At 58.0% G+C, this 20,528-nt stretch carries 20 protein-coding genes; 7 read left to right on the top strand and 13 right to left on the bottom strand.

Annotation, left to right across the window (positions count from 1 at the left end):
• The first annotated feature begins 434 nt into the window (after positions 1-434).
• Entirely contained in the window at positions 435-749 is a 315-nt protein-coding gene (locus AC1DM5_RS22060) for a hypothetical protein (RefSeq protein ID WP_477975637.1), read from the top strand.
• A gap of 105 nt (positions 750-854) precedes the next feature.
• Here the strand turns inward: AC1DM5_RS22060 and AC1DM5_RS22055 are convergent, their stop codons facing one another.
• The gene (locus AC1DM5_RS22055; protein ID WP_477975635.1) at positions 855-2,021 is read right to left on the bottom strand and encodes a glycosyltransferase; all 1,167 of its coding nucleotides are present in this window, start codon (positions 2,019-2,021) and stop codon (positions 855-857) included.
• 571 nt (positions 2,022-2,592) lie between these two features.
• On the opposite strand from AC1DM5_RS22055, the gene AC1DM5_RS22050 reads away from it, so the two are divergent.
• Positions 2,593-2,724 (top strand): hypothetical protein, encoded by a 132-nt coding sequence (locus AC1DM5_RS22050; RefSeq protein WP_477975633.1) that lies wholly within the window; start codon positions 2,593-2,595, stop codon positions 2,722-2,724.
• 14 nt (positions 2,725-2,738) lie between these two features.
• A complete protein-coding gene (locus AC1DM5_RS22045) occupies positions 2,739-3,428 on the top strand; it encodes a cytochrome b (RefSeq protein WP_477975631.1) in 690 nt (229 codons plus the stop codon).
• Positions 3,429-3,577: 149 nt separating this feature from the next.
• Here the strand turns inward: AC1DM5_RS22045 and AC1DM5_RS22040 are convergent, their stop codons facing one another.
• The 4 genes from AC1DM5_RS22040 to AC1DM5_RS22025 form a co-directional block, all read right to left on the bottom strand.
• Positions 3,578-4,798, bottom strand: a complete 1,221-nt coding sequence (locus AC1DM5_RS22040) for a GGDEF domain-containing protein (protein WP_477975629.1) — start codon at positions 4,796-4,798, stop codon at positions 3,578-3,580.
• A 100-nt stretch (positions 4,799-4,898) separates the two neighbouring features.
• On the bottom strand, positions 4,899-5,777 hold the full coding sequence (locus AC1DM5_RS22035; protein WP_477975627.1) for an alpha/beta fold hydrolase: 879 nt from the start codon (positions 5,775-5,777) through the stop codon (positions 4,899-4,901).
• A gap of 1,071 nt (positions 5,778-6,848) precedes the next feature.
• Entirely contained in the window at positions 6,849-7,763 is a 915-nt protein-coding gene (locus AC1DM5_RS22030; protein ID WP_477975625.1) for a phosphotriesterase family protein, read from the bottom strand.
• Positions 7,764-8,069: 306 nt separating this feature from the next.
• Positions 8,070-9,863, bottom strand: a complete 1,794-nt coding sequence (locus tag AC1DM5_RS22025; RefSeq protein WP_477975623.1) for an ABC transporter ATP-binding protein — start codon at positions 9,861-9,863, stop codon at positions 8,070-8,072.
• 378 nt (positions 9,864-10,241) lie between these two features.
• Here AC1DM5_RS22025 and AC1DM5_RS22020 point away from each other — a divergent pair, with 378 nt between their 5' ends.
• Positions 10,242-10,451 carry a hypothetical protein gene (locus AC1DM5_RS22020; protein WP_477975621.1) on the top strand — a complete coding sequence of 70 codons (210 nt, stop codon included), beginning with the start codon at positions 10,242-10,244 and terminating at the stop codon, positions 10,449-10,451.
• A 161-nt stretch (positions 10,452-10,612) separates the two neighbouring features.
• Here the strand turns inward: AC1DM5_RS22020 and AC1DM5_RS22015 are convergent, their stop codons facing one another.
• Positions 10,613-11,554: a LysR family transcriptional regulator gene (locus AC1DM5_RS22015; RefSeq protein ID WP_477975619.1), complete on the bottom strand. Its 942-nt coding sequence runs from the start codon at positions 11,552-11,554 to the stop codon at positions 10,613-10,615.
• 94 nt (positions 11,555-11,648) lie between these two features.
• On the opposite strand from AC1DM5_RS22015, the gene AC1DM5_RS22010 reads away from it, so the two are divergent.
• Positions 11,649-12,656 (top strand): zinc-dependent alcohol dehydrogenase family protein, encoded by a 1,008-nt coding sequence (locus tag AC1DM5_RS22010; protein ID WP_477975617.1) that lies wholly within the window; start codon positions 11,649-11,651, stop codon positions 12,654-12,656.
• Between the two features lie 478 nt (positions 12,657-13,134).
• On the opposite strand, the gene AC1DM5_RS22005 is transcribed toward AC1DM5_RS22010, so the two are convergent.
• A complete protein-coding gene (locus AC1DM5_RS22005) occupies positions 13,135-14,028 on the bottom strand; it encodes an NAD-dependent epimerase/dehydratase family protein (RefSeq protein ID WP_477975615.1) in 894 nt (297 codons plus the stop codon).
• Positions 14,029-14,323: 295 nt separating this feature from the next.
• On the opposite strand from AC1DM5_RS22005, the gene AC1DM5_RS22000 reads away from it, so the two are divergent.
• Positions 14,324-14,950: a helix-turn-helix domain-containing protein gene (locus AC1DM5_RS22000; protein ID WP_477975613.1), complete on the top strand. Its 627-nt coding sequence runs from the start codon at positions 14,324-14,326 to the stop codon at positions 14,948-14,950.
• Between the two features lie 235 nt (positions 14,951-15,185).
• Complete coding sequence (locus AC1DM5_RS21995) at positions 15,186-16,013, top strand: MipA/OmpV family protein (RefSeq protein ID WP_477975659.1); 828 nt, start codon at positions 15,186-15,188, stop codon at positions 16,011-16,013.
• An 18-nt stretch (positions 16,014-16,031) separates the two neighbouring features.
• On the opposite strand, the gene AC1DM5_RS21990 is transcribed toward AC1DM5_RS21995, so the two are convergent.
• Genes AC1DM5_RS21990 through AC1DM5_RS21965 form a run of 6 tightly spaced genes read right to left on the bottom strand, consistent with a single transcriptional unit; the run spans position 16,032 to position 20,524 of the window.
• On the bottom strand, positions 16,032-16,388 hold the full coding sequence (locus AC1DM5_RS21990) for an EamA family transporter (protein ID WP_477823220.1): 357 nt from the start codon (positions 16,386-16,388) through the stop codon (positions 16,032-16,034).
• A gap of 5 nt (positions 16,389-16,393) precedes the next feature.
• Complete coding sequence (locus AC1DM5_RS21985) at positions 16,394-17,497, bottom strand: peptidogalycan biosysnthesis protein (protein WP_477975657.1); 1,104 nt, start codon at positions 17,495-17,497, stop codon at positions 16,394-16,396.
• Positions 17,498-17,549: 52 nt separating this feature from the next.
• The gene (locus AC1DM5_RS21980) at positions 17,550-18,362 is read right to left on the bottom strand and encodes an alpha/beta hydrolase (protein ID WP_477823213.1); all 813 of its coding nucleotides are present in this window, start codon (positions 18,360-18,362) and stop codon (positions 17,550-17,552) included.
• Complete coding sequence (locus AC1DM5_RS21975) at positions 18,352-19,227, bottom strand: fatty acid desaturase family protein (RefSeq protein WP_477823212.1); 876 nt, start codon at positions 19,225-19,227, stop codon at positions 18,352-18,354. The genes AC1DM5_RS21980 and AC1DM5_RS21975 overlap by 11 nt, the downstream gene beginning before the upstream one ends.
• The gene (locus AC1DM5_RS21970; RefSeq protein WP_477823211.1) at positions 19,224-19,574 is read right to left on the bottom strand and encodes a DMT family transporter; all 351 of its coding nucleotides are present in this window, start codon (positions 19,572-19,574) and stop codon (positions 19,224-19,226) included. The genes AC1DM5_RS21975 and AC1DM5_RS21970 overlap by 4 nt, the downstream gene beginning before the upstream one ends.
• Positions 19,571-20,524 carry an arginase family protein gene (locus tag AC1DM5_RS21965; RefSeq protein ID WP_477975611.1) on the bottom strand — a complete coding sequence of 318 codons (954 nt, stop codon included), beginning with the start codon at positions 20,522-20,524 and terminating at the stop codon, positions 19,571-19,573. Before AC1DM5_RS21965 ends, AC1DM5_RS21970 begins: the two co-directional genes overlap by 4 nt.
• Positions 20,525-20,528: the final 4 nt, after the last annotated feature.

Here is a 20,528-nt window from a genome sequence, read left to right as displayed (position 1 = left end):
CAGCCGTGACCTCCATCAAAACTCCACCATGTCTGCGAACAAACTGAACGCGAGCCCTCAATATTGAAGTGAGAGAAAGGGTCACGAATGCTCATCAACAAAAGCTTCGAAGTGCTGCGCGAAGACATAGCCGCCACTCCCGAGGATATAGACGCGGTGTTTATCGCTGGCTTCGGATTTTCCAGGTCGCGGGGGCGATGACGAAAGTGCGTTGCATCGGTCCCGGCACGATCTGCGCACAGTTTGAAGCTTTTGCGCGGGAAAGGAGCGAGCCCACGCTGTTGAAGCAGGAAGTCGGGAACAGGGAGGCCTCGCTGTGAAGCGAGCCTGTTATCTGGTCCTTTTCCGTAAAGGGGTTACCGGGGTTCGTCGAGAAGAGTTCACACTGAAAACATTAGCGATTTTCGGGAAACGGATAGAAAGGTGACCCTTCGATGCAGGTTGGACATGGGCGAAACGACGGGGTGGATGATTGCGACCATGGGCAATATCCACATGACCACGGGACTGTGCCTTCTCGCAACGATCTTTGTGTTGTCGAGGAAGCTGCCGACGACAAGCAGCGTCGCACTGCGGATGATCGTCCGCGAGGGGGAGCGGACACCATCCTCATCTGCGTTCTGACCGGCCTGTCCGGCGCTGTGACAGGTTTTGTATTTGCCGGTCAATTCGCGCTCGCTGGCGTCGCCTACGCTGCACTGGTCCTCGGCGGAGTTCTCGGCTGGCTGGCGCGGGGAGCGGTGGCATGAGAGCTCTCCACAGGCGGCAGGCTGATCTTTCACATCACGGTGCGTTTGCGGAGTTCGAGAAAGCGTTGATCAGTGAAAGGCCACGCGGATCTTTCAGTAAATCACCTAGGTCTGGCAAACATATAGCAACGGCGCCTTGGCAAGGTTCGTGTCGACGCGCTGTTTTCTGTCGGCAACTTCGCGATAGAAATCAAGCACATTTGCAATACCCGTCGAGCGAGAAAAAGCACTCAAGTCATACCCGACGCGCGCCTCGCCCACAACGCCCTGAGGCTTGAGGGCGTCAATCAGGGCCACGGACAGTTGGTCGATGGAACCAGGTTGGACAAGCGTCACTGGGTGGCCACGCAGATATTTTGAGGGTCCTTCCGTCGCTGTTGCGATCACAGGGAGCCCCTCACGCATGGCCTCAAATATGGCCAGACCGAACGATTCCTCGCGAGATGGAGAGACGAACAGGTCCAAATTGCGCAGAAATCCGGGCACGTTGTCTGTATAACCCGGCAAGTGAACTCGACTGTCGCCTCCTGCAATTTTTTTCAACTCGCTGCGCTGCGGCCCCTCGCCTACTATAACCAACGCCGCATTTTCCGGCGCCGATTGTCTGAAGGCCGCGATGAGGACGTCGTTACCCTTGCTGGGATGCAATCGTCCTACGGCGCCCACCAACCGCGTTTCACGAGGCAGATTCAATTCGGAACGTAGGTCTACCGCCTCCCCACTTACTGCATCTGGTAACCAGTTCGAAATTAAACCTGCTTGACCGGCGTAACCGTCAAGCCGCGACAACTGATCGTGGTTCACGCAGATCACGCCGTCCATCCGCGCGTGTCGCTTCGGCTTGAACCCGACATGCAGGGTCGCAATCGTCGTCACGCCGTCGGGAACGCTGGCAAGGGCCCCGCATCCTGGGCTGTGATGTGCGTGCGCGACCTCGATTCCAGCCTTCGCAATCAACTGTCGCAGTCTCATCCCCCGCAGTAACGCAGTCGAGAATCCGTGAAAAATGACCCCATCGGAGAGGAGCGGGATGATCGGCGAACGGCAAAATCCGGCGACGTGAACCTCATGCCCAAGAGCTGCCTGTCCGTTGGCGAGGTCGATACAATGCCTCTCTGATCCTGCAATTTCGTCTGCGAAAAGCAGATGCAGGATGCGTAGCTTGCGCATCGCACCGCAGCCGAACGAAGATGAAACCTTTCCATCGATGGAACCTGACGAGGAGTTCGTGCTTCTCGCACCCGCGTCGATACTTTGCAAATTGACAGGCATTAAGACCCCCCCGGGTGTGCCAAATGACCTCTCTTCATATGGCCGACATGTTGCAGATTCGTGGACGGCATATGAATGTTTGGTGGACGATTTAATCTTGGAGAGATTGACCGGGGGGCCACCAATACTTTCAGGAAGCATTGGCTTTTCGGGATCACGTGGCACGACAAAGCCAACGATAAGGAAGCTCAGCGCGCCTCCACGCTGTCGAGCGCCGGAAGAAGCCATTTCCGCTAACTAGTTCACCATCCTGCGTATCGCCTCAAGAGTGCCGTTGGCGAGCATCGTTTCTTCGACTGAGCCGAGAACGACGGGGTCGGCTAGGTGAGAATCGGGCCTCTTTCCCTCCAACGCCGGTTGCCGAAGCGATCACGAACATCGCCGCCGCAATTCCAGCATCCAGACCCACCTCATGCTGCCGTGATCCAATCGCTGCGTTCGCAGAAAATTGCGCCCAGTCCATGTCGCGGGGAGAATTGATCCACCTCATTGGATATACAACGAGCGAGACATGAACTCGTCTCGATGCGCGTCTGTGACCACAGTCGAGAACATGATGGCGAAGGCTGCCATGATGACGCAGAAGATAATCAAGCGGCAGATAAGCATCCTCGCTCCTTTCTATCAGCTTGATATTGCTGGTGTATGTTCGGCGTCTGTGCAGATAGCGTGGAGCTTCGGTGAAGATCGCCATTATGCGTGAATTCGAGGCAGTTGATGCCTGTACACCTCGGTAATGTCCTGCAATACGTCGCTAACAGTCTTCCAACCACGGGCGGCGGATCGATCCGGCGCCGGCAGGTGAACGTGGTCGGCCCCACAACTGATGAAGATTGGCCGAGAAACCTCGCATCATCCACGGAGAGATTAAGTATGAGAGAAGCTCGATACCCGCTGGCAATTCGCGTTCTACATTGGATTATGGCGGCGATCGTGTTGGGGATGATCGCACTTGGTTGGGTAATGACGACGGCTGGCGAGTCCGGGCCGGAGGCGTTGTACCCGCTTCACAAGTCATTCGGATTGCTAATATTCCTTCTCGTAGCTCTGAGACTCGTATTTCGCATATGGGCGGGAGTACCGGAGTTGCCGAACGGTCTCAGCAAGTGGGAGGTCGCGGCCGCCAAGGCAGCCCATATTGCTCTCTATGCGTTGATGATTATCGTCCCCCTCATGGGATACGCGATGTCGAGCTCATTCACTCAGAGTGACGGAGTCGTTTTCTTTGGAATCACGGTGCCGGAGTTGTTGCCCAAAGACGATACGCAGTTCAGGCTGTTCCAGCTGCTGCATCGGCTTCTGGCGTACACATTGCTTGCCTTGGTCGCGCTACACGTTCTCGCAGTCCTGAAGCATCGCTTCCTCGATCGGAACAAGGAGAACGACGTCCTTTCACGCATGCTGTGATGCGTAGCCGAAACGGTGTCGGTGCTTGTCGAGCGTTGGCGTCTCCGGGGACAACTGGGGCGATCTTGGGGGGCGAACGCACCCCGTTATTGATCGCTACACAGGATATGGGAGCGACGCTAACAGAGCCGGCTGCCTGATAATTGCTGCTAAGCGGCAAGCTCCCCCAGGGGATGTTCGGGTCCGCTCGAATGCTGGGTTGCGGTCGTTGCCGTCGCGCTTGAAGGGTGTTCTTCCATGCTTTGTGGATTTGCATATAGCTCGACTCGGTCACGGCCGCCTCGCTTCGCAAGGTAGAGTGCCTGGTCTGCCTGATCCCGCAGCTTCTGTGCATTGCAATCGCCTCTCCAAACGGCAACGCCCGCGCTCACACTCGGCACTATCGTCTCCGCGCCAGATGCGAATGCCAAGGCATTGACCGTCCTGCGGATTTGATCCGCCTTGGCAACAGCAGTTTCTTCGGTTTGATCACGCAGAAACAGCGCAAACTCCTCGCCACCAAGACGGCCGAGCGTGATCTTGCGTCCAGCGGCCGTGGCGATGGCGATGGCTTGCGCTACACCGACAAGAACCTCATCGCCAGTTTCATGGCCGTAGCGGTCGTTGACACCCTTGAAGTGGTCGATGTCTATCATGATGAAGGCGTCGCCTCCCCTGAGCTCGCTCGGAAGGGATGCCAGGAAGTGCTGCCGATTTGGGATTCCCGTCAGTGCGTCGGTGTATGCCAGACGTTTGAGCTGAGCTTCCGCTCGTTCCTGGACCAGGACAACCACGAAGAGCGCGACGGAGAAATGGCAAATGATAAGCATGAAAAAGGCATAGCGGGGTTCGACCGGCCCATACTGTGGAAAGATCATTCCGACGGCGACCAGCGTCGAAAAGCTCATCGCAGCCGCGAGTGATGCAAGCAGACACCATCTCGCGGGCAAGCGGTCGAGGAAAAAATCCCTTAAGATGACAGCGCAGGAGACCCCAAGGAAAACCGCGGTGTTCGCATTGAATATTGCAGCGCGCGTTTGGTTGTCGGCGTACCAATGCATAGAGCCAACAGCGACCGACAAGGTTAGGGCCACAACGAGCAGAAGGTAATCCGTACGCTTTCGCCGGCGGCCGCTCAACTGGACAAATCCCATCGCCATCAGCGCATAACCTATGACGCCGATGGAAAAGCTTCCAAAAGTCCAAACCTCATAGGGCAGTATGCCCTGCTCTCCCACTCCGGCAAGCGTGGATGCAAAAGCAAGAAGGCCTTCGCCGATTGCCAGAAAATCGAGGCCTGGCTCGCTGGAGCGCCACCTAACGTAAAAAAAACAGATCGCGCCGACTATGAACGAGCACTTGTGAAGAAGAAGAACTGTAGCAAGATCCATCGTCAAACCGAAAAACAACCAAGGCTGCCGATGCCTATAATCTCCGAGAACTACTTTTGAATGAATCCTCTCCCGCTGGGAGGGCAGATTAGGAACGACTTCATCGCGAGACCAGCTTATGAGCTTTAAAAAATGCGAGGACTGCGCTTAAAAATTCTTCCGGCTGTTCCAAGTGCGCGAAATGGCCGCTTTGGGCGAAATGTATCAGCTCCGAATTCGAGCAGCTGTCATGCAGGTTCTTCGCCCATTTCGGACCGCATATGAAATCGTGAGCTCCGACCAGAACAAGCGCCGGTACGGAAAGGTCCTGAAGTCTTGAGCGGACGTCAAACGGCTCATTGTTGCCGATGAGAATTGTCGCCTTTATCCGCAAGCGGAATACTCCAAGATCAAGCTTCTCGTGAACATCGTCGGCAAAGTAAGCGGGAAGCAGGTCGCGCATGATCTCGGTATAGTGTTCGTCGCTCGACATCTTCGGAACCGACTGCCACGCTCGCAGTACTGCCCGTCCCTCCACCTGGTGGCGATCAGCAAAACTCCGCACACCGTCTGCGGCCGCCGCCATGAAGTCACTCCCTGTCACCGCTGACGAGGAATACAGGATCATCGCCGATACGCGATCCGGGTGCTCGATCGTATATTGCTGGATGACGAATCCTCCGTGGGAATGACCAAGAAGCACAACGTTTGAAAGATCGAGTGTTTCGAGCAACCTGCCAAGCTGTTTGGCGAAGCGTTCGACGGTATAGCCATGGGGGTGCTCCGCCAACCGGCCCGAGCCACCGGTGCCGATCGGCTCAAGGTAGAGCATGGTAAAATGCCGCTCCAAAAAACCCATGCGAAGATATTGCCAGTGGATCCCTGGGCCGCCAGGGTGAACGACCATGACCGGCCCCTGGCCCGCGACATGAAAGCTTTGCTGAATTCCGTCGATATCGACGACATGATGTCCGGGATTGAGGCTATTTCGCATTGACATCGATTAGACCTTATATCGCTTGAAAAGCACGGCCGTCGTTGCACCGCGCCAGAGAAATGGATTGAGTCCGGGGAGCCGTGGGCGAACACATTGGTGTCACTGCGAACCTGTAAGGGATGCCGCACGCTCGAGGCGCACGACACACTTGTCCTAAACTCCGCCGATCGCCGTTGCCGCAGCATTATAGGAAGAAAGCTGCGGCAAGGTCTGAGCTGGAAGGCCAAGCACGGTGGACTGCTGGTTTTGGTTCGTGCCAGTCATCGGCTGGTCAGAAGGACCTTACGTTTCGCGTCCACTAGTAGCATACCTCGGTCCTGACCGGACGCCCGGGGCGCTCAGCGTCCCATTGCCAATAGCAGCGATCATAGTCGTCGTTGCTGCCCAGGAAGAACGGCCCGCGATCCCTAAACCGTCCATCGAAGCGGTCGTGGGCAAAAAACGCACCGCGGTTACCTTCCCTGTCGAAATGGCCCATACCGAATCCCCCCATGTGCTCCCCCCCCATGTGCTCCCCTCCCATGTGCCCCCCTCCCATGTGCCCCCCTCCCTCGTGGCCTCCGCCTCCGTGACCTCCGCCTCCACCGTGAGCCAGTGCGGGCGTTGCGATGGAGCCAACTGCGAGGGTCAGGGAGATAAGACCTGTTGCGGCGATTTTACGAAGCATAGACATGGTGGTTTTCCTAAAAAGCGGCTCTGTGTAGCCACTATCCGTATGTGTTCATCGAAATTGGCGAACACCTGCCACAATTCAGGAATTTTGCTCACATCTTGTCACATCTTCTCACCACGACCCGTAACACCCGTGATCGCTGGTTGCGCGGAGGCGAGGCATTGAGAGGACAGCCTTCACCCGGCATTGCCAAACACCTGATGATCCCGGTCAGCGGAGACACGTTGGTCCGTGCAGCAAGAAGAAAATCTATATCTTAAAGTCCTTCCTTAACCGCCCGGAGCCAGATGAGATAGGTCTGGGCGCTTCGGCAACCCCTCGTACAAAGCCATACAGGAAGCCTTCGCTCTTCCTGGCAAAACAATCGCAGCAACGTCCAGAAGCGAGAATTGCGCCTTGCTTCAGCGTGCAAATGCCTCGAACGGATTGACTTCGGTGAGTTGCCGGACCGTGTCCTGGCTTACACCCGCGATTTTGAGCAACGGCAGAAGGCTCTCGACAAGGTGCGTGTAAGGTCTCGGGGTTCCACCACCGGGCTGCGCCGGATCATACCAGCCGAGATCGTGGCTTATGAGCAGCTGCTCGGCCAGCCCGTTTTCAAAAGCGCGCATTATCATTGCGACCAGATCCTCGTCGGGGGCCCTTCCGACATGGTCGTATTCGATCCACGCACCACGCTCCACCAATGCCCGGTGAAGCCCGAAGTCCCTTTCCTCCTGGGTATGAATGGATATGAAGCGTTCTGGTGCGCAGCCCTCTGACTGAAGGATGTCCAACTGCTCCATCACAACCCTTCCCCGGATCGTATGCGAGCCGATTACCGCATTAGTCCGCACGGATGCTCTTGCCGCTGCGCGGAGGATACGGGTTTCGAGCGGCGTAATCCCATCGTCGCCAGCGCTGAGCTTGATCCATCCCGCCAGCACACCAGTGTCCTCGATTCCCTCGGTGAGCTCACTTACCATCCATTGTTCAAGATCACTCTCACTGGCCTCGGCTACCCAAGCGGGTATCCATGGTTCACGATAGTTGCCGGTCGGGACGACGATCGGAAAGTCGGCTGCCTTCGACACAGCGAGATCTATGTCAGCACGTCTTCCAACGCCACCCGTCGTACACTCGACGAGCAGCGTAATGCCTTGTTTTTTAATCGCCTCAATCTGCGGGACCATCAGTGCCACAACGGCGTCTGTCTCCGCTTCGGCATAGCCAAGCTGGTCGGGCGTCCTAAGGTCGACGAACACATGCTCGTGCGGGAGGATCATCCCGAGTTCGTCGCGGCGCTTTGGTCCCAGAGTCGTGTAGATCTGCTTCATCGTTTAAGGCCTCCCTCTCGCAATTGGTAGAACGACAGAACTTTGAATGCATCTGATCCATCTGGTCTACAGAATAGTAGGATCAGTCGTCTGCAGGACATTCGATGACATTTCCCAATCGTGGACTATTCGACGGTGCCCTCGGACACCAGACCCCGGCAGGGTCTGCCGGGATCATCGACGTAAGCGGCTTTAACGTTAGGCGAGATGAGAGCTTTGCGTTTCCGCCGGTTGCTCACCGCGCCATGTGGCATATCCAAAACCGCCCAGGCTCAAATCGCTGCCGGACAAAAATTCAGTGGCAGGTCATGAGGCCACCAAACCCTTGGTCAACTCCAGCGCCTGCCGCTCGAACAACCGGCGATAGATGCCTTCATTGAGCCGGATCAGCGCCTGGTGGTCGCCCTCTTCGACAATCTTTCCTTTGTCGAAGACCAGCAGCCGATCCAGCGCCCGCACCGTCGACAGTCGGTGCGCGATGACAAGCGTCGTGCGGCCGTCCATCAGGCGTTCCATGGCCTGCTGGATCTGCACTTCGCTCTCGCTGTCGAGGCTCGACGTCGCCTCGTCGAGGATCAGCACCGGCGTATCGGCCAGGAACGCCCGGGCAATGGCGACACGCTGCCGCTCGCCGCCCGACAGCTTGACGCCGCGTTCCCCCACCATGGTTTCATAGCCCTTGGGAAGCTCCATGATGAAGTCGTGGGCACTGGCCTGTTTCGCCGCCTGCTCGATCTCGCGCCGCGAGGCATTCGGCCTGCCATAGGCGATGTTTTCCGCCAGCGTGCGGTGGAACAGGATGGGCTCCTGCTGCACGATGGCGATCTGGCCGCGCAGGCTTGCTTGCCTGACGCGCGCGATATCCTGCCCGTCGATGCGGATCGAGCCGGCGTTCACGTCATAGAGGCGCTGGATGAGCTTGACGAAGGTTGTCTTGCCCGAGCCCGAATGCCCCACCAGCCCCACGCGCTGGCCCGGCTTGATGGTGACCGAGAAGTCCTCGTAGAGCGGGTTGGGATGCGCGCCATACTGGAAGGTGACGCGATCGAAGACGATCTCGCCCCTACCAATCTTGATGGGCGTGGCGTTCGGCCTGTCCTCGATGCCGAGCGGCGTCCTGTCGAGCAGCACCAGTTCTTCCATGTCGTTGACGGCCCGCTGCAGATTGCGGATGTCCTGGCCGACGTCGCGCAGATGGCCTTGCAGGACGAAGAACATCGCCAGCACGAAGGTGATGTCGCCAGGCGTCGCCAGCCCCTGCCGCCACATGATGAGGCCCGTGCCCAGGATGCCCGCCTGCATGGAAACCATCAGGAAGCCCTGGATCGTGCCGCTCAGGTTGCCGCGTTTCCATGTCCGCCGCGTACGGCTGTCCCATCTGGCCAGCACATGGCCCAGCCGCGTTTCCTCGCGGCTCTCGGCTCCGAAGGCCTTGACCACCGAATTGCAGCTGATCGCATCCGCCAGCGCGCCGCCGAGCTTGGTGTCCCAAGCATTGGCAAGTTGTGCCGCCGGCGATACGAAGCCCATGGAAAGCGCTACCGTCACGCCGATATAGACGAGCGAACCCACACTCACGATCAGACCCATGATCGGCCAGTAGCTGCCCAGCACGATGCTGGCGCCGACCAGCATGACGATGGACGGCAGCAGGGCAACCAGCAGCAGGTCGTTGAGCGAATCGAGCGCCCACATGCCACGGGTGATCTTGCGCACCGTCGAACCGGCAAAGCTGTTGGCGTGCCAGTCGGTCGAAAACCGCTGCACCTTGTGGAAACCGTTATTGACCACATCCGCCATGGTGCGCAGCGTCAGCCGGACGATGCCGTTGAAGATGAACCAGCGCAGCGCGACGCTGGTCAAGCCCAGAGCCACGACTATGACGAAGGCGCGCAAAGCGCCGTCGGCCGCATTGCCGCCGGCGATGGCATCGACGATCTGGCCTGAAAACACCGGCACCATCACTTCGGCCAGCGTGCTTAGGATCACCAGCACGATGATGCCGCCGACCAGGAGAGGCCGATGGGTCCAATGATGGAAAACAAAGCCGAGCACGTGGCGATAGGCATCGGCGCGAAAATCGAGCTTCTTACGAGTCATTTTAACCAGCCCGGCCCATATCTCGGTAACCGGTCCTCAAAATCGAGAGCTAAAAGGCACAGCCCGTGCGGGAGACGAAATGATCCCGTCAGATCAATCGGGCTATGAAGGGAGATAAACCGCGTGTCGCGCGCTCGAGGCGGGCCGCGAATGGAAATGACCTAGTGTCGGGACATTCCACACAGGAAGGTTTCGATGATTGCTGGTCTCATGCAACGCCTCCCTTATGTTCGATCTGGAGCGGTTCAGCGTTTTGTACCGAACCAATTCGCCATTGCCAACCGGTTTTTTACAACCTTATGGAAAGTGATGCGAAAATGACACAATTTAGCAACTTGCAGCTTTGTATTTAGTCATGTTGGCCCAGAGGCCCTTTGGGTGGCGCGAAACCGCGACGGCCTCGACAAACTGGCCGAGGATTTCCCTTCGGTCGACATCCTGCAGCTCGACGCGACGAACGACGAGGCACCGCAAACGGTCTTCAGAGCAGTGCTCCCCGATATACCTGTTATTGCGGCCGGTGCGTTTCCGCCGGCTGGCCCTTTGCATGAGCTGAAGTGGGAAGATTTCGCGATGGCCCTTGGTTAGCTCATTCCATTCACGTGCTCACGCTGGAGGACGAACCTATCTCAAGGATCACTCTCTTCCACAAACCTGCTCAAACGCGCCTGTTCGAAGCTTTGGCCTTCCCGTGACCCTGCCGGCCAACTCCGTCTCCGGCGCTCCGCACCGAACCTGAGACGGCGGCGTCACGACGTTTGTCGCAACTGCCAAGAAAGGGGCTGCGAAAATCGCTGCGTGATCCAGTCAGCGAAGGCGCGCGTCTTGTTTGGGATGTGCTGCGTGGACGGATGAACGACGTAGATGCCGCCCTCGTCGGGGATTGGGAATCGATCCAGGACGCCGACCAGACGACCATCGGCAAGCTCGCGGCCGACGAGCCAGTCCGTCGCATAGAGCAAACCATGTCCTGCGACCGCCGCGTGCACCAGCGCTTCCGCATCATCCGACGCGAAGCGGCCGGTGACCGGGATGGAAAGCTGACCTCCCCGCGGCGCTGAAAATTCCCAGACGCTGGGGTTGGCCTTTCCCGTGAAGATCAGGCAATCGTGCGCCAGAATATCCTGTGGCGTCGCCGGCGTGCCTCTCTTGGAGAGATAGTCCGGTGAAGCGACAATCATTCGCTTCCGGTCGGCAAGCTTACGGCTCACCAACCGCGAGTCCGGCAAAACGCCCAGACGAATTGCGAGATCGAAGTTTTCACCGATAAGATCCACGAAGCGATTTGAGAAAGAAACGTCGATCGAGACCCCCGCAAACGTCTCGCGAAACTCGACAAGAAGGGACATCAGCCACATTCGGCCAAAGCTGCCAGGCAAAGCCAGCCTGAGCCTCCCGCGCGGTTCACCGTCCGAGAATCGCTCGGTTTCTTGGCCCGCAGCAATCAGTTCCTGTAGCAGCGGGCGAACCCTGTGAAGATAGGCCTCCCCTGCCTCTGTAAGTGCCGTCCGACGTGTCGAACGCTCCAGAAGCCTCACGCCAAGGATCTCCTCGAGTGAATTTACCCGTCGCGACACTACGGTTGCATCCCGGTGCAGCCGCTGTCCCGCCGCGTTAAACGATCCGGCCTCTGCGACGGCCACAAACGCAGTCAGACATTCGATATCAGGAAGATGGAAAGATTGCTGCATATTTTGCAGTTATAACCTGTTGATTATCCATATTCCAGTTTTTTCTTGCAGCATCATAATCGTCCCCGCTGAAACTCAAAAGAGGCAAGCTACGATGTTCGCAATATCACTCGGCGGCCCGTCGTTGGACCAGTTGAAAAGAATAGACCTTCCCGATCCGCCACTACCCGGCCATGGGCAAGTGCTTGTCCGCATGCACGCGGCGAGCCTCAATTTCCTCGACCTTGCTGTCGCGCTCGGACAATATCCTGGCATTGTCTATCCGCTGGTGCCCGTGGCCGATGGCGTCGGCGAAATTATCGCGATCGGTGATGGCGCCACCGGCGTCGCCCTCGGTGACCGGGTGGCACTACATCCCAAAGCGACATGGTTCTCTGGCCGAGGATCAGTGGAAAAGGCTGGGATCACCCGCGGTGTTACGCTTCCTGGATCCTTGATGGAGATCGCGACCGTAGATGCTCAATCAGTCGTTAAACTTGCTGACCACCTTTCGTGGGAGCAAGGAGCAACACTGCCAATTGTGGCAACAACCGCCTGGAACGCGCTTTCCTGCGCCAATATCGTTCCAGGCTCAAACGTTGTGCTTCTGGGAACCGGTGGCGTCTCCATGATTGCTCTTCAACTTGCCAAGGCCCGAGGCGCCCGCGTGATCGTGACGTCCTCATCCGATGCAAAGCTTGCGTTTGCCCGCGAAATCGGCGCCGACAAAACAATCAATTACACGGCCTACCCTAATTGGGATCAGGACGTCGTCGCGTTGACGAACGGTCTTGGCGCAGACCTCGTCCTCGATACCGTGGGAACGGCGACCTTCCCCCGATCTCTGTCCGCGACGCGCTATGGAGGGGTCGTCTTTACAATTGGATTCGTCACCGGCACCGCCCTGGAAATCGACTTGATGCCCATCATCGTTAAAGCGCTCAGGGTGCAGGGCAATAATACGGGCTCTGCCGAAGATTTTGCCAAGGCCATGCAGGCGATACGGGCATCGCGGATCGAACCCGTCCTCGCCACGACGTTCGGGATCGGAGAAGTGGCGGAAGCGTATCATGCGCAATCACACGGCCCCGTCGGCAAAATTGCAATTCGGTTGGATTGGTAGCGACTTCGCGATGGGCTGGGTCGACTGTGACTGTCGGCTTCATTTCTGAACCGCAAACATCCTGCTCGCCTAACTGCTTGAGGGTGACTAACTCGCATGCGACCGATGAGTTTTAGCTCATCGGTCAGTCCTTGGATTAAGTGGCCGTGGTGGCCACTATATCAAGAGGACGTTAGAGATGAGACTAAACAAGAAAGTTGCAGTCGTTTATGGCGCGGGCTGCGCGGTGCAGAGCACCGTTGCACAAACATTTGCCAACGAAGGCGCCATGATCTTTCTGGCAGGTCGAAATCCTACTTCGGTGGAAGCAGCCGCAGCGCGGATCCGGTTGAACGGAGGAGTCTTAAATTGGCGCAAAGCATCGCAGGAGAGCGCCTATAACAAAGCCGCCCGCCTCATGCGAAGTACCGAAGCGAGCGGCGGCGATGCACATATCAATCCCACGGTTTTCTCGGAAGGAATTGCGAATGAAGGAAAGCTATCTTTGGCGCTCCTCAATCGTATCCGCGATCATCACATCAATCTCTTGCGCCTTCACGGCGAGGAGAGACTCCGTGTCCGAGGCATCTAGCAGCAGCGGCCTTTCGAAGAGATAGCTCATCTCCACAAGCTCGTGCATGCCGAATTCTTCCATCTGCGCATGTGAGTACGTTCCGAGCGCGGGCGGCTCTTGACCGAGGAAAGCCGCGACTCTCAGGATCAACTCGCGGGGCGAGATATGCTGTGACGGAACATGGAACGCGCGATCCCATGCGCCTCTATATTCTGCAGCGGCCACCAACGTGCGGGCTACGTCCTTGGTGAATGACCAAGCATGCTTCGCGTCCAGGTCGCCTAGGAACGCGACGGGCTTCGACGCCAGAAGTGACGGCAGCGCCAATAGCGAGAAATATGTCACTGCTCCCTTCCCGAGGTAATCGCTCGCCCGTACCTCGATGGCGGGAACACTGGCCCGCAATGCCCGCTGCCACATGATGGTGCGGACGGCGCCCTTGCGAGAGCTGGGGTCGAGCGTTTGGTCGGGCCTGAGCAATCCCTCAGGGTTCGAGCCGTAGCCATAGAGATTTCCGAGGACAATCAATTTTGCGCCGACATTCTCAGCGGCGCGAGTGACGCCATCCATGATCGGGAAAAAATCCGTCGGCCAGCGATCATATGCCGCCATCGCGCACATGAAGATCGCATCTGCCCCCTTACACACCTGCGTTAAAGCTTCCGCGTCGGTAGCGTCCGCCCGGACAGTCCTTACGTTCGTCCGGTCCTCCGAATTGACGCTTCGGCTTGTGATCGTAACATCATGACCTGCGTCACCAAGTAGCCTCGCCGTTTCAACTCCAACCGGACCGGCTCCGACAACAACATAAGCGCTCATATCAACCTCTGCTCACCATTGCGATGAGCACAGTTTGCAAAAGAGCAGATTGAAAATCGCGCTGTAATCGCCAAATTTTGAGCACGTTCCGCCAATCATGGAGGGCACCGTGGGCCTACATTCCACCACATATCAGTCGGGTAGCGTATCGATCGCGTCTCTCAAGATTGGGGCCGGAAGCTTTCTTCTTCCTGAGGCGGATCGGCATCGCGTTGCTGTCCACGCGAGCCCCGCGACACGCTCGTACTGTTGTCAGGTGGGCAGACACTTCGTGCGTCGCTCAGGGGACATAGATGTGCTGGCTGCAGGAGAGCTTGGCGGATTCGATGCTGAGTCCGCTTTCGACACAATCATACTGAGCCTTCCCAAATCGCTCCTCCAGGACGTCGCTGACAGTGCCGGTGTAAAAGGATCCGGCCGACTCCAGACGCGCCACCTCCTCCGAGACGAGCAGATCGAGCACCTGACGCGTGCAGTCCAGGCAGACTACGAAGCTGGTTCGCCAAGCGGACCACTGTACGCGGAGAGCATTGGAATCGCGATAGCGGTGCGCCTATTGGGCCTTGAATGCTCGGCTCCCGCTATGGAGCGTCGGCTATCTGATGCTCAGTTAAAGCGGGTGATGGACTTCGTCGAGGAACAGATTCAAACCAGCTTGAGCCTCGACACTCTGAGCAGAGTCGCCGGTGTCAGCAATTCGCACCTGCGTACGTGGTTCAAGGCCGCGACCGGTTTGACGGTACATCGCTATGTGCTGCATCGTCGAATAGAAAGAGCTCGTGCATTGTTGGTCTCGACAAACCTCAGCATCAGCGAGATTGCCCATCGAACAGGCTTTGCACATCAATCCCACCTCGCCCAATGGATGCGACGCGAGATCGGTCAAACCCCGTTCGGGTTGAGGCGAGCCAGCGCGATGTAAGGTGTGCAGGAATATCAAACAAGTCGAGGAAAGCGGATGTCGAATATGATGGGCAATTTCGAGACAGTCTGCATCGTCTCGACGGCGACCGACGGAACGATGGTCGCGCAGGATCACGCCCCGGCATGCCTCTCGCGCAAGTCACCTATTGACTAGCCTCGCCTTGCCAGCCATTTTTCGGCTGCATCGTGGCGCCTAGGGGCGATGCTTTATCCGGAGAGCAATCTCGTTGAGAATGAGAGCCAAGAGGCTTACGCTTTTTTTTGTCGCCTCGGGGGTGCTGTTGACCGCGTCACTGGCGGGCGCCGCCGATAGCGAAGGCACGCCTAACCATCCCGATTCCGGCAGCTGGATCGTGACATTGGGTGCAAGTGTCGAGTACGGCCCAAAATTTCCGGGCTCGAAGCATGATGGCTTCAGCGCCTTGCCCTCTTTCGATATCAGGCGTTTCGACGAACCGGATGAGCACAGCGCGCCGGACGACAATATCGATTATGGCCTTATCGACTTCGGCGGCTTCGAAGCGGGTCCGGTAGTCGGCTTGCGCGACAGCCGTTCGCAATCCGATGATGACCGCTTGAAAGGCATCCACTCGGTGGATTGGGACATCGATGCAGGGGTTTTTGCACAATATTGGGCGATTCCGAACCAGCTTCGATTCCGCTCCGAGATCCGCCAGGCCGTGTCGAATGGCAGCGGTCTCGTCGTCGATATCGGCGCCGATTGGTTCCAGCCGCTCGGCGACAGATGGCTGCTCTCGGCAGGCCCTCGCGCTTCGTTCGGCAACGGCGCTTACATGCGGACCTATTTCGGCATTTCGTCGAGCGAAGCTTTGCAGAACGGCGCCCTACCCGCCTTCGATGCAAAGGGCGGCCTGAAGTCGATCGGCTTTACGGTTTCCGCCGCCTATAATGTGACCCCGACCTGGACGCTGCAGATTTATGATCGCTTCGATCGCCTGACCGGAGATGCGGCCAACAGCCCGATCACATCGAAGCTCGGCAGTGAGAACCAGAATGTAATCGGCATCTCGCTCACCAAGGCCTTCAACATCAGCTTCTGAAATCCGTAATTCAACCGCTCAGCCGGCCGGTCTCGACGCCGTTGCGATCAACCAGACACCGACCAAGATCAGGAGGCTGCCAGCAAGCCGAAGCAACGGCAATGGCTCGCCAAAGGCGGCCCAGGCAACGCCCATGATGAGAACATAGCTGATGGCCGAGAGCGGGAAGGCCTTGCTGAGATCGAGCTCGGATAGCACGCTCATCCAGATGGCAAAGCAGACGATCTCTGCGACAATCGCCGCCAGGAACCAGTGTGACGACAGAATATCGACCAGCCAAGCTCCGCCCGCCCTGCCCGCATCGACCGCGCTCTGCTTCAGCAATATCTGTTGCGCCGTGTTCAGGAGCGGCACCATCAGCCAGATCGGCCGCATCGTTCTCACACTTGCACCTCGCCACCATCGTCTGCGGCAAAAAGCGGTGAGACCGTCTTGAGGATGAATTGCAGCAGCGAATTGGAATGGCGGAAATACATCGCATTTGCCGTCAAGCAGCTTCCAAGCCGAACCTTGTTGCGATAGTAGGCCTGCCCGCTCTGATAGCGGCCCATGCCATGGTTCAGGCAATATTCGATATTGGCGCACCAGCTGAGATAATAGAGATTGTAGGATCTGCCCTTCTGACCGTCCATGCAGAAGAACTTGTCGATCAACCTGTCCTCGTCGTGGATCAGCAGATTGGCAGCAAGCAGTTCGTCGCCCACAAAATACATTGCGCAGAAAGATCGGCCCGGCATGCCTTTCAGCACCCCTTCGAAATAGGCCGGCGTCAGCTCTTCGAACTGTAATCCGCTCCGCTCGCGCGTCTCACGATAGAGCTGCATGACGCGCGGCAGAAGATCACCGAATTCCGTGCGGTATTCGACCCGAACCTCCTGCCGGCTCCGCAGTTTCCGACGCATATCCTTGCGGGTCGCCGTAGACAGGGTGACAAAATAGGCGTCGATCGTACCGAACCCGATGTTCATCCATGCTGTCGGCAGTCCGCCGATCTCGGCGTAACCTCTCGCCGACAATACCGGTTCGACGCCTGACGGAATGGGGTAGGACAGATCCTTCAGCGCCGTCAGCGAGCAGCCTTCCATGCGCGCATGCGCCTCAAAAGCGTCGAGGAGTTCGGTAAAAAGCGCCGACCGGCGAGCCTGTGCGATATCAGGATGAAAGCCGATGGAAGCCGTCTCCGTGCAAGGTGAGCCAAGACAGGCGAGGCGGAGCTTCAGGAAGCCGCTGAAGATGCGGCGGATGCTTTCCACCGCCTTCCGCAAACGCCCAGCCTCCAGCGTCGTCTCAAGGGCATAGCTGCAAAGGAATGCCGGCATGGCGGCAACAATCTCGTCGTCTTCGCGCACGACCGCATAGCGCCACTCAAAACCCTCGATACCGGCTTCCTCGACCGCGAGCAGATAGTCATAGGTCTCGACCTCGCCGGGGAAGCAGGCGTTCCAGTCATCGCGGTCGAGCATTCGAATGCTCGGAACGATCATCGCCGCCACGGATGACGTATCGCTTGAGACCTGCGCTTCAGGTGACCGCACTTTAAGCGCTTGCTGCATATTCTGCCTCGAAGAATTCCGCTGTCATGTCAGCCACACGCCTGTGCTGCCGATCGAGATGGATCATGTGATAGCTGTCGTCGAGCCAGCGTAGCTCCCGGCGCCCGCCAATATGCGCGGCGATATACTGGGCATGTGCGGGACCGCTGAGATCGTCTTCGCGCGAATGGAGGATTAGGGTCGGTGTCCTGATCTCGGGAAGCCGCGCTTTCAGCGTCCGGCCAAGCTCATGCATCTCGATCAAGCCGCGGCCGGGAAAGGTTTCGAGCATGCCCTCGCCTGTCATGCCGGCCACCATTCGGCGCATGCGCTCGTCCTTGATGCCGAGGGAGGCCGTCTCGCGAAAATTCAGCCGATCGATGAATGGGATAAACGAGATCCAACGAATGTGTGGAGAAAACAGCGAATAATAGCGCGGCACGTCCCATCCATCGTAATGGAAACAGGGCGAATAGACAGCGACGGCACGGATCGACATGGGATTGCGATCGGCTGCCATCATCGCCAGCTTGCCGCCAACGCAAATTCCGGCGGCAAAGACCATATCGCTGCGTTCGCAAAGCCAACCAGCCGCCGTTTCGACGCTGCCGAGCCAGTCTTCCCAGCGCGAGCGACGGAGCGTCGCTTCGTCTTCGCCGTGGCCGGCCAGCAGTGGGGCGTAGACGCTGAAGCCGCGGCGATGGAATTGCCTCGCCACAAGCCGCATTTCCGCCGGCGCCCCCGTCAGTCCATGAACGAGGATGACTCCCTTGCCGTTCGTGCCCTCGAGAAAGAAGGAAAGACTGTCAGCCGACATGCGGGAATTCCCCCTGCTGGCGGTTCTCCTTCGCCATGAAACCGAGAGCATGGCAAGTGCTGATCACATGCGTGCCCGCCGCCTCCTGCTCCTGCTGGATCTGCTCGTGGAAGGTCCTGAGCTTCGTCCAGTGCATCTTCGGGCGATAGTGATGTTCGGCGTGGTAGCCGTTGCCGAACCAGAGCCAGTTGTAGAAGCTGTTATGGCTGCTGACGCCCCAGGCGATTGGGACATCGGGGTCGCCGTTCAGATGCTCGTAATAGCCGTTGAGGGAGGACAGGCAGTTGCCAAGATAATAAAACGGCAGGAAAAAGAACGCCGCCCTCCAGTCGTAGATAAGAGCGAAGAGGACGAAGGCAAAGAACGAGACGAGCTCGATACGCCCCCATCTCGCATCGAATGGCCTTTTTTTCGCAATGGCTCGATGGATGTCGCCGACATCATCGCGGAAGAAGCTGAGAAAGGTATAGGAGAAGACATTTTCCGGCGCGCCGTTCTTGCCATGCTTGTAGATCGACAGGAGGTCGACCGTCTCACCGTTTTCGTTGGGACGGTCGCTATTGCCGGAATGGTGACGCATATGCACCCAGTGATAATAGACCTGCGAAAAGCCGATCGTTACGGATTCGAGCAGGCTGAATGCGTAGTTCATCCACTTCGGCTTGAAATAAGGCGTGTGGATGAAGTTGTGCGAGATGCTGTTGATGTTCCACGATATCGACACGGCATAGACCGCACCGAGCGCCGCCGACAGCCAGAGCGGCCGGCTTTGGAAGCCGGCAATCAGATAGATGTTGAATGCCAGATGCGCTGTCGCGGCAAGCACCGGCACGATATCCCATTTCGTGTGCGCGAAGATTTTCATAGTCCCGTCGCTCCAACACAGACCACGCCGGCCGTCACCAGGACGATGCCGAGAGCGTGGCGAAGATTGATGGTTTCCTTGAAGATGGCGGCGCCTGCAAAAGCGATCGCCGCATAGCTCAGCGCCATCAGCGGAAAGGCCACCGACAACGCCACCTGTTCCAGCACGCGCGTCCACATCACCAGTTCGACCGCCCAGAAAACGATCCCGAGCCAGATGACCGGTTTCTGCAGGGTCTCAACCAGCACGCTTGCTGCGCCATGCTTGAAACACAGCTCGCGGCCGGTTTCGGCAAGAATGCAAAAAGCAATGATGGCGAACGTCCATCCTGTCAGTCCCGTCGTCATGCCATCAGCTCCGACAGGACTTCGAGCAGTGCATGGTTTGCCGCGCTGTTGATGTTGCGGACAACCTTCATGTCGCGACGGCGCAAGGGCTGGTCGATCAGCACCTCTGCCTTCTTCATCGCGCGCGTGTAGAGATCGCCGCCGTAGTGCGGCGTCGAATAATCGCCGGTCACGTCGGCTCCGATGACGCGGTACCGTTCACCGATTTCGCTGAGCAGCCAAAGGACGTAGGGTAGCCGCATGCAACCCTGATCCCAATTGGTCACGGCATCGGCATCGGAGAGAGCGTCCTTGTCGATCGTGACATAGACCGCTTCGGTTTGGATGCGGCCTAGAAGCCGGTCGAGGAAATTGCTCTCGCCGAGTTCCGATATCGATTGCCAGTGCAGGGCGCCGTCGATCTGGCTGAAACTCGGACCGGAACCGTAGTGCAGTCTCACTTTGCTCGGCGGATGCTGATAGGGATAGAGTTCCAGGCGGCCATCGGATAGCGGCACGAGATTGGCGCCCTTGCGCTCCGGCGACCTAAGATCGCGGCTGCAGACCCCGAGGGTTATCACCTTTTTGACCAGGGGTTGTTCGAGCGCTTTGTTGACCCAGGAACCGCAATGCATGCCTGGGTCGAAATGGACCCAGTCGGGATGATTGTCGATATGGATGACGGTGACGGCTTTGGTGCTATTTTCCAGAGCCTGCGACAGAAGAAGAGCCGTCACATGGTGGAAGTCGCCCGATCCCATGAAACAAAGGCGGGTTCCCTCACGGGCTGATGGCCGTGCCTTCGCCAGGTTGCGCCAGACGGTATCAAGGTCCGGCCGTCGCCCCCAAAGCCTGATGGCGCGGCCGCTATCCTTGGCCTCGACTTCGCGCGCCCCTGCCATCCGGCAGGAATGCACGAAGTCGGGCTGCAACTCCAACGCATCATCAAGATGGAGAAGGARGAGCTGCAAGGTC

The organism is Rhizobium sp. 01T437 (genome assembly GCF_056398505.1).
Note: the sequence above shows the minus strand (reverse complement) of the source record. Positions and strands in the feature narration are given on the sequence as shown.

Excerpts from the sequence above, each read along its gene's own strand:
- AC1DM5_RS22060 (WP_477975637.1), top strand. The coding sequence starts at position 435 with ATGCAGGTTGGACATGGGCGAAACGACGGGGTGGATGATTGCGACCAT.
- AC1DM5_RS22055 (WP_477975635.1), bottom strand. The coding sequence starts at position 2,021 with ATGCCTGTCAATTTGCAAAGTATCGACGCGGGTGCGAGAAGCACGAAC.
- AC1DM5_RS22050 (WP_477975633.1), top strand. The coding sequence starts at position 2,593 with ATGATGACGCAGAAGATAATCAAGCGGCAGATAAGCATCCTCGCTCCT.
- AC1DM5_RS22045 (WP_477975631.1), top strand. The coding sequence starts at position 2,739 with ATGCCTGTACACCTCGGTAATGTCCTGCAATACGTCGCTAACAGTCTT.
- AC1DM5_RS22040 (WP_477975629.1), bottom strand. The coding sequence starts at position 4,798 with ATGGATCTTGCTACAGTTCTTCTTCTTCACAAGTGCTCGTTCATAGTC.
- AC1DM5_RS22035 (WP_477975627.1), bottom strand. The coding sequence starts at position 5,777 with ATGTCAATGCGAAATAGCCTCAATCCCGGACATCATGTCGTCGATATC.
- AC1DM5_RS22030 (WP_477975625.1), bottom strand. The coding sequence starts at position 7,763 with ATGAAGCAGATCTACACGACTCTGGGACCAAAGCGCCGCGACGAACTC.
- AC1DM5_RS22025 (WP_477975623.1), bottom strand. The coding sequence starts at position 9,863 with ATGACTCGTAAGAAGCTCGATTTTCGCGCCGATGCCTATCGCCACGTG.
- AC1DM5_RS22015 (WP_477975619.1), bottom strand. The coding sequence starts at position 11,554 with ATGCAGCAATCTTTCCATCTTCCTGATATCGAATGTCTGACTGCGTTT.
- AC1DM5_RS22010 (WP_477975617.1), top strand. The coding sequence starts at position 11,649 with ATGTTCGCAATATCACTCGGCGGCCCGTCGTTGGACCAGTTGAAAAGA.
- AC1DM5_RS22005 (WP_477975615.1), bottom strand. The coding sequence starts at position 14,028 with ATGAGCGCTTATGTTGTTGTCGGAGCCGGTCCGGTTGGAGTTGAAACG.
- AC1DM5_RS21995 (WP_477975659.1), top strand. The coding sequence starts at position 15,186 with ATGAGAGCCAAGAGGCTTACGCTTTTTTTTGTCGCCTCGGGGGTGCTG.
- AC1DM5_RS21990 (WP_477823220.1), bottom strand. The coding sequence starts at position 16,388 with ATGCGGCCGATCTGGCTGATGGTGCCGCTCCTGAACACGGCGCAACAG.
- AC1DM5_RS21985 (WP_477975657.1), bottom strand. The coding sequence starts at position 17,497 with ATGATCGTTCCGAGCATTCGAATGCTCGACCGCGATGACTGGAACGCC.
- AC1DM5_RS21980 (WP_477823213.1), bottom strand. The coding sequence starts at position 18,362 with ATGTCGGCTGACAGTCTTTCCTTCTTTCTCGAGGGCACGAACGGCAAG.
- AC1DM5_RS21975 (WP_477823212.1), bottom strand. The coding sequence starts at position 19,227 with ATGAAAATCTTCGCGCACACGAAATGGGATATCGTGCCGGTGCTTGCC.
- AC1DM5_RS21970 (WP_477823211.1), bottom strand. The coding sequence starts at position 19,574 with ATGACGACGGGACTGACAGGATGGACGTTCGCCATCATTGCTTTTTGC.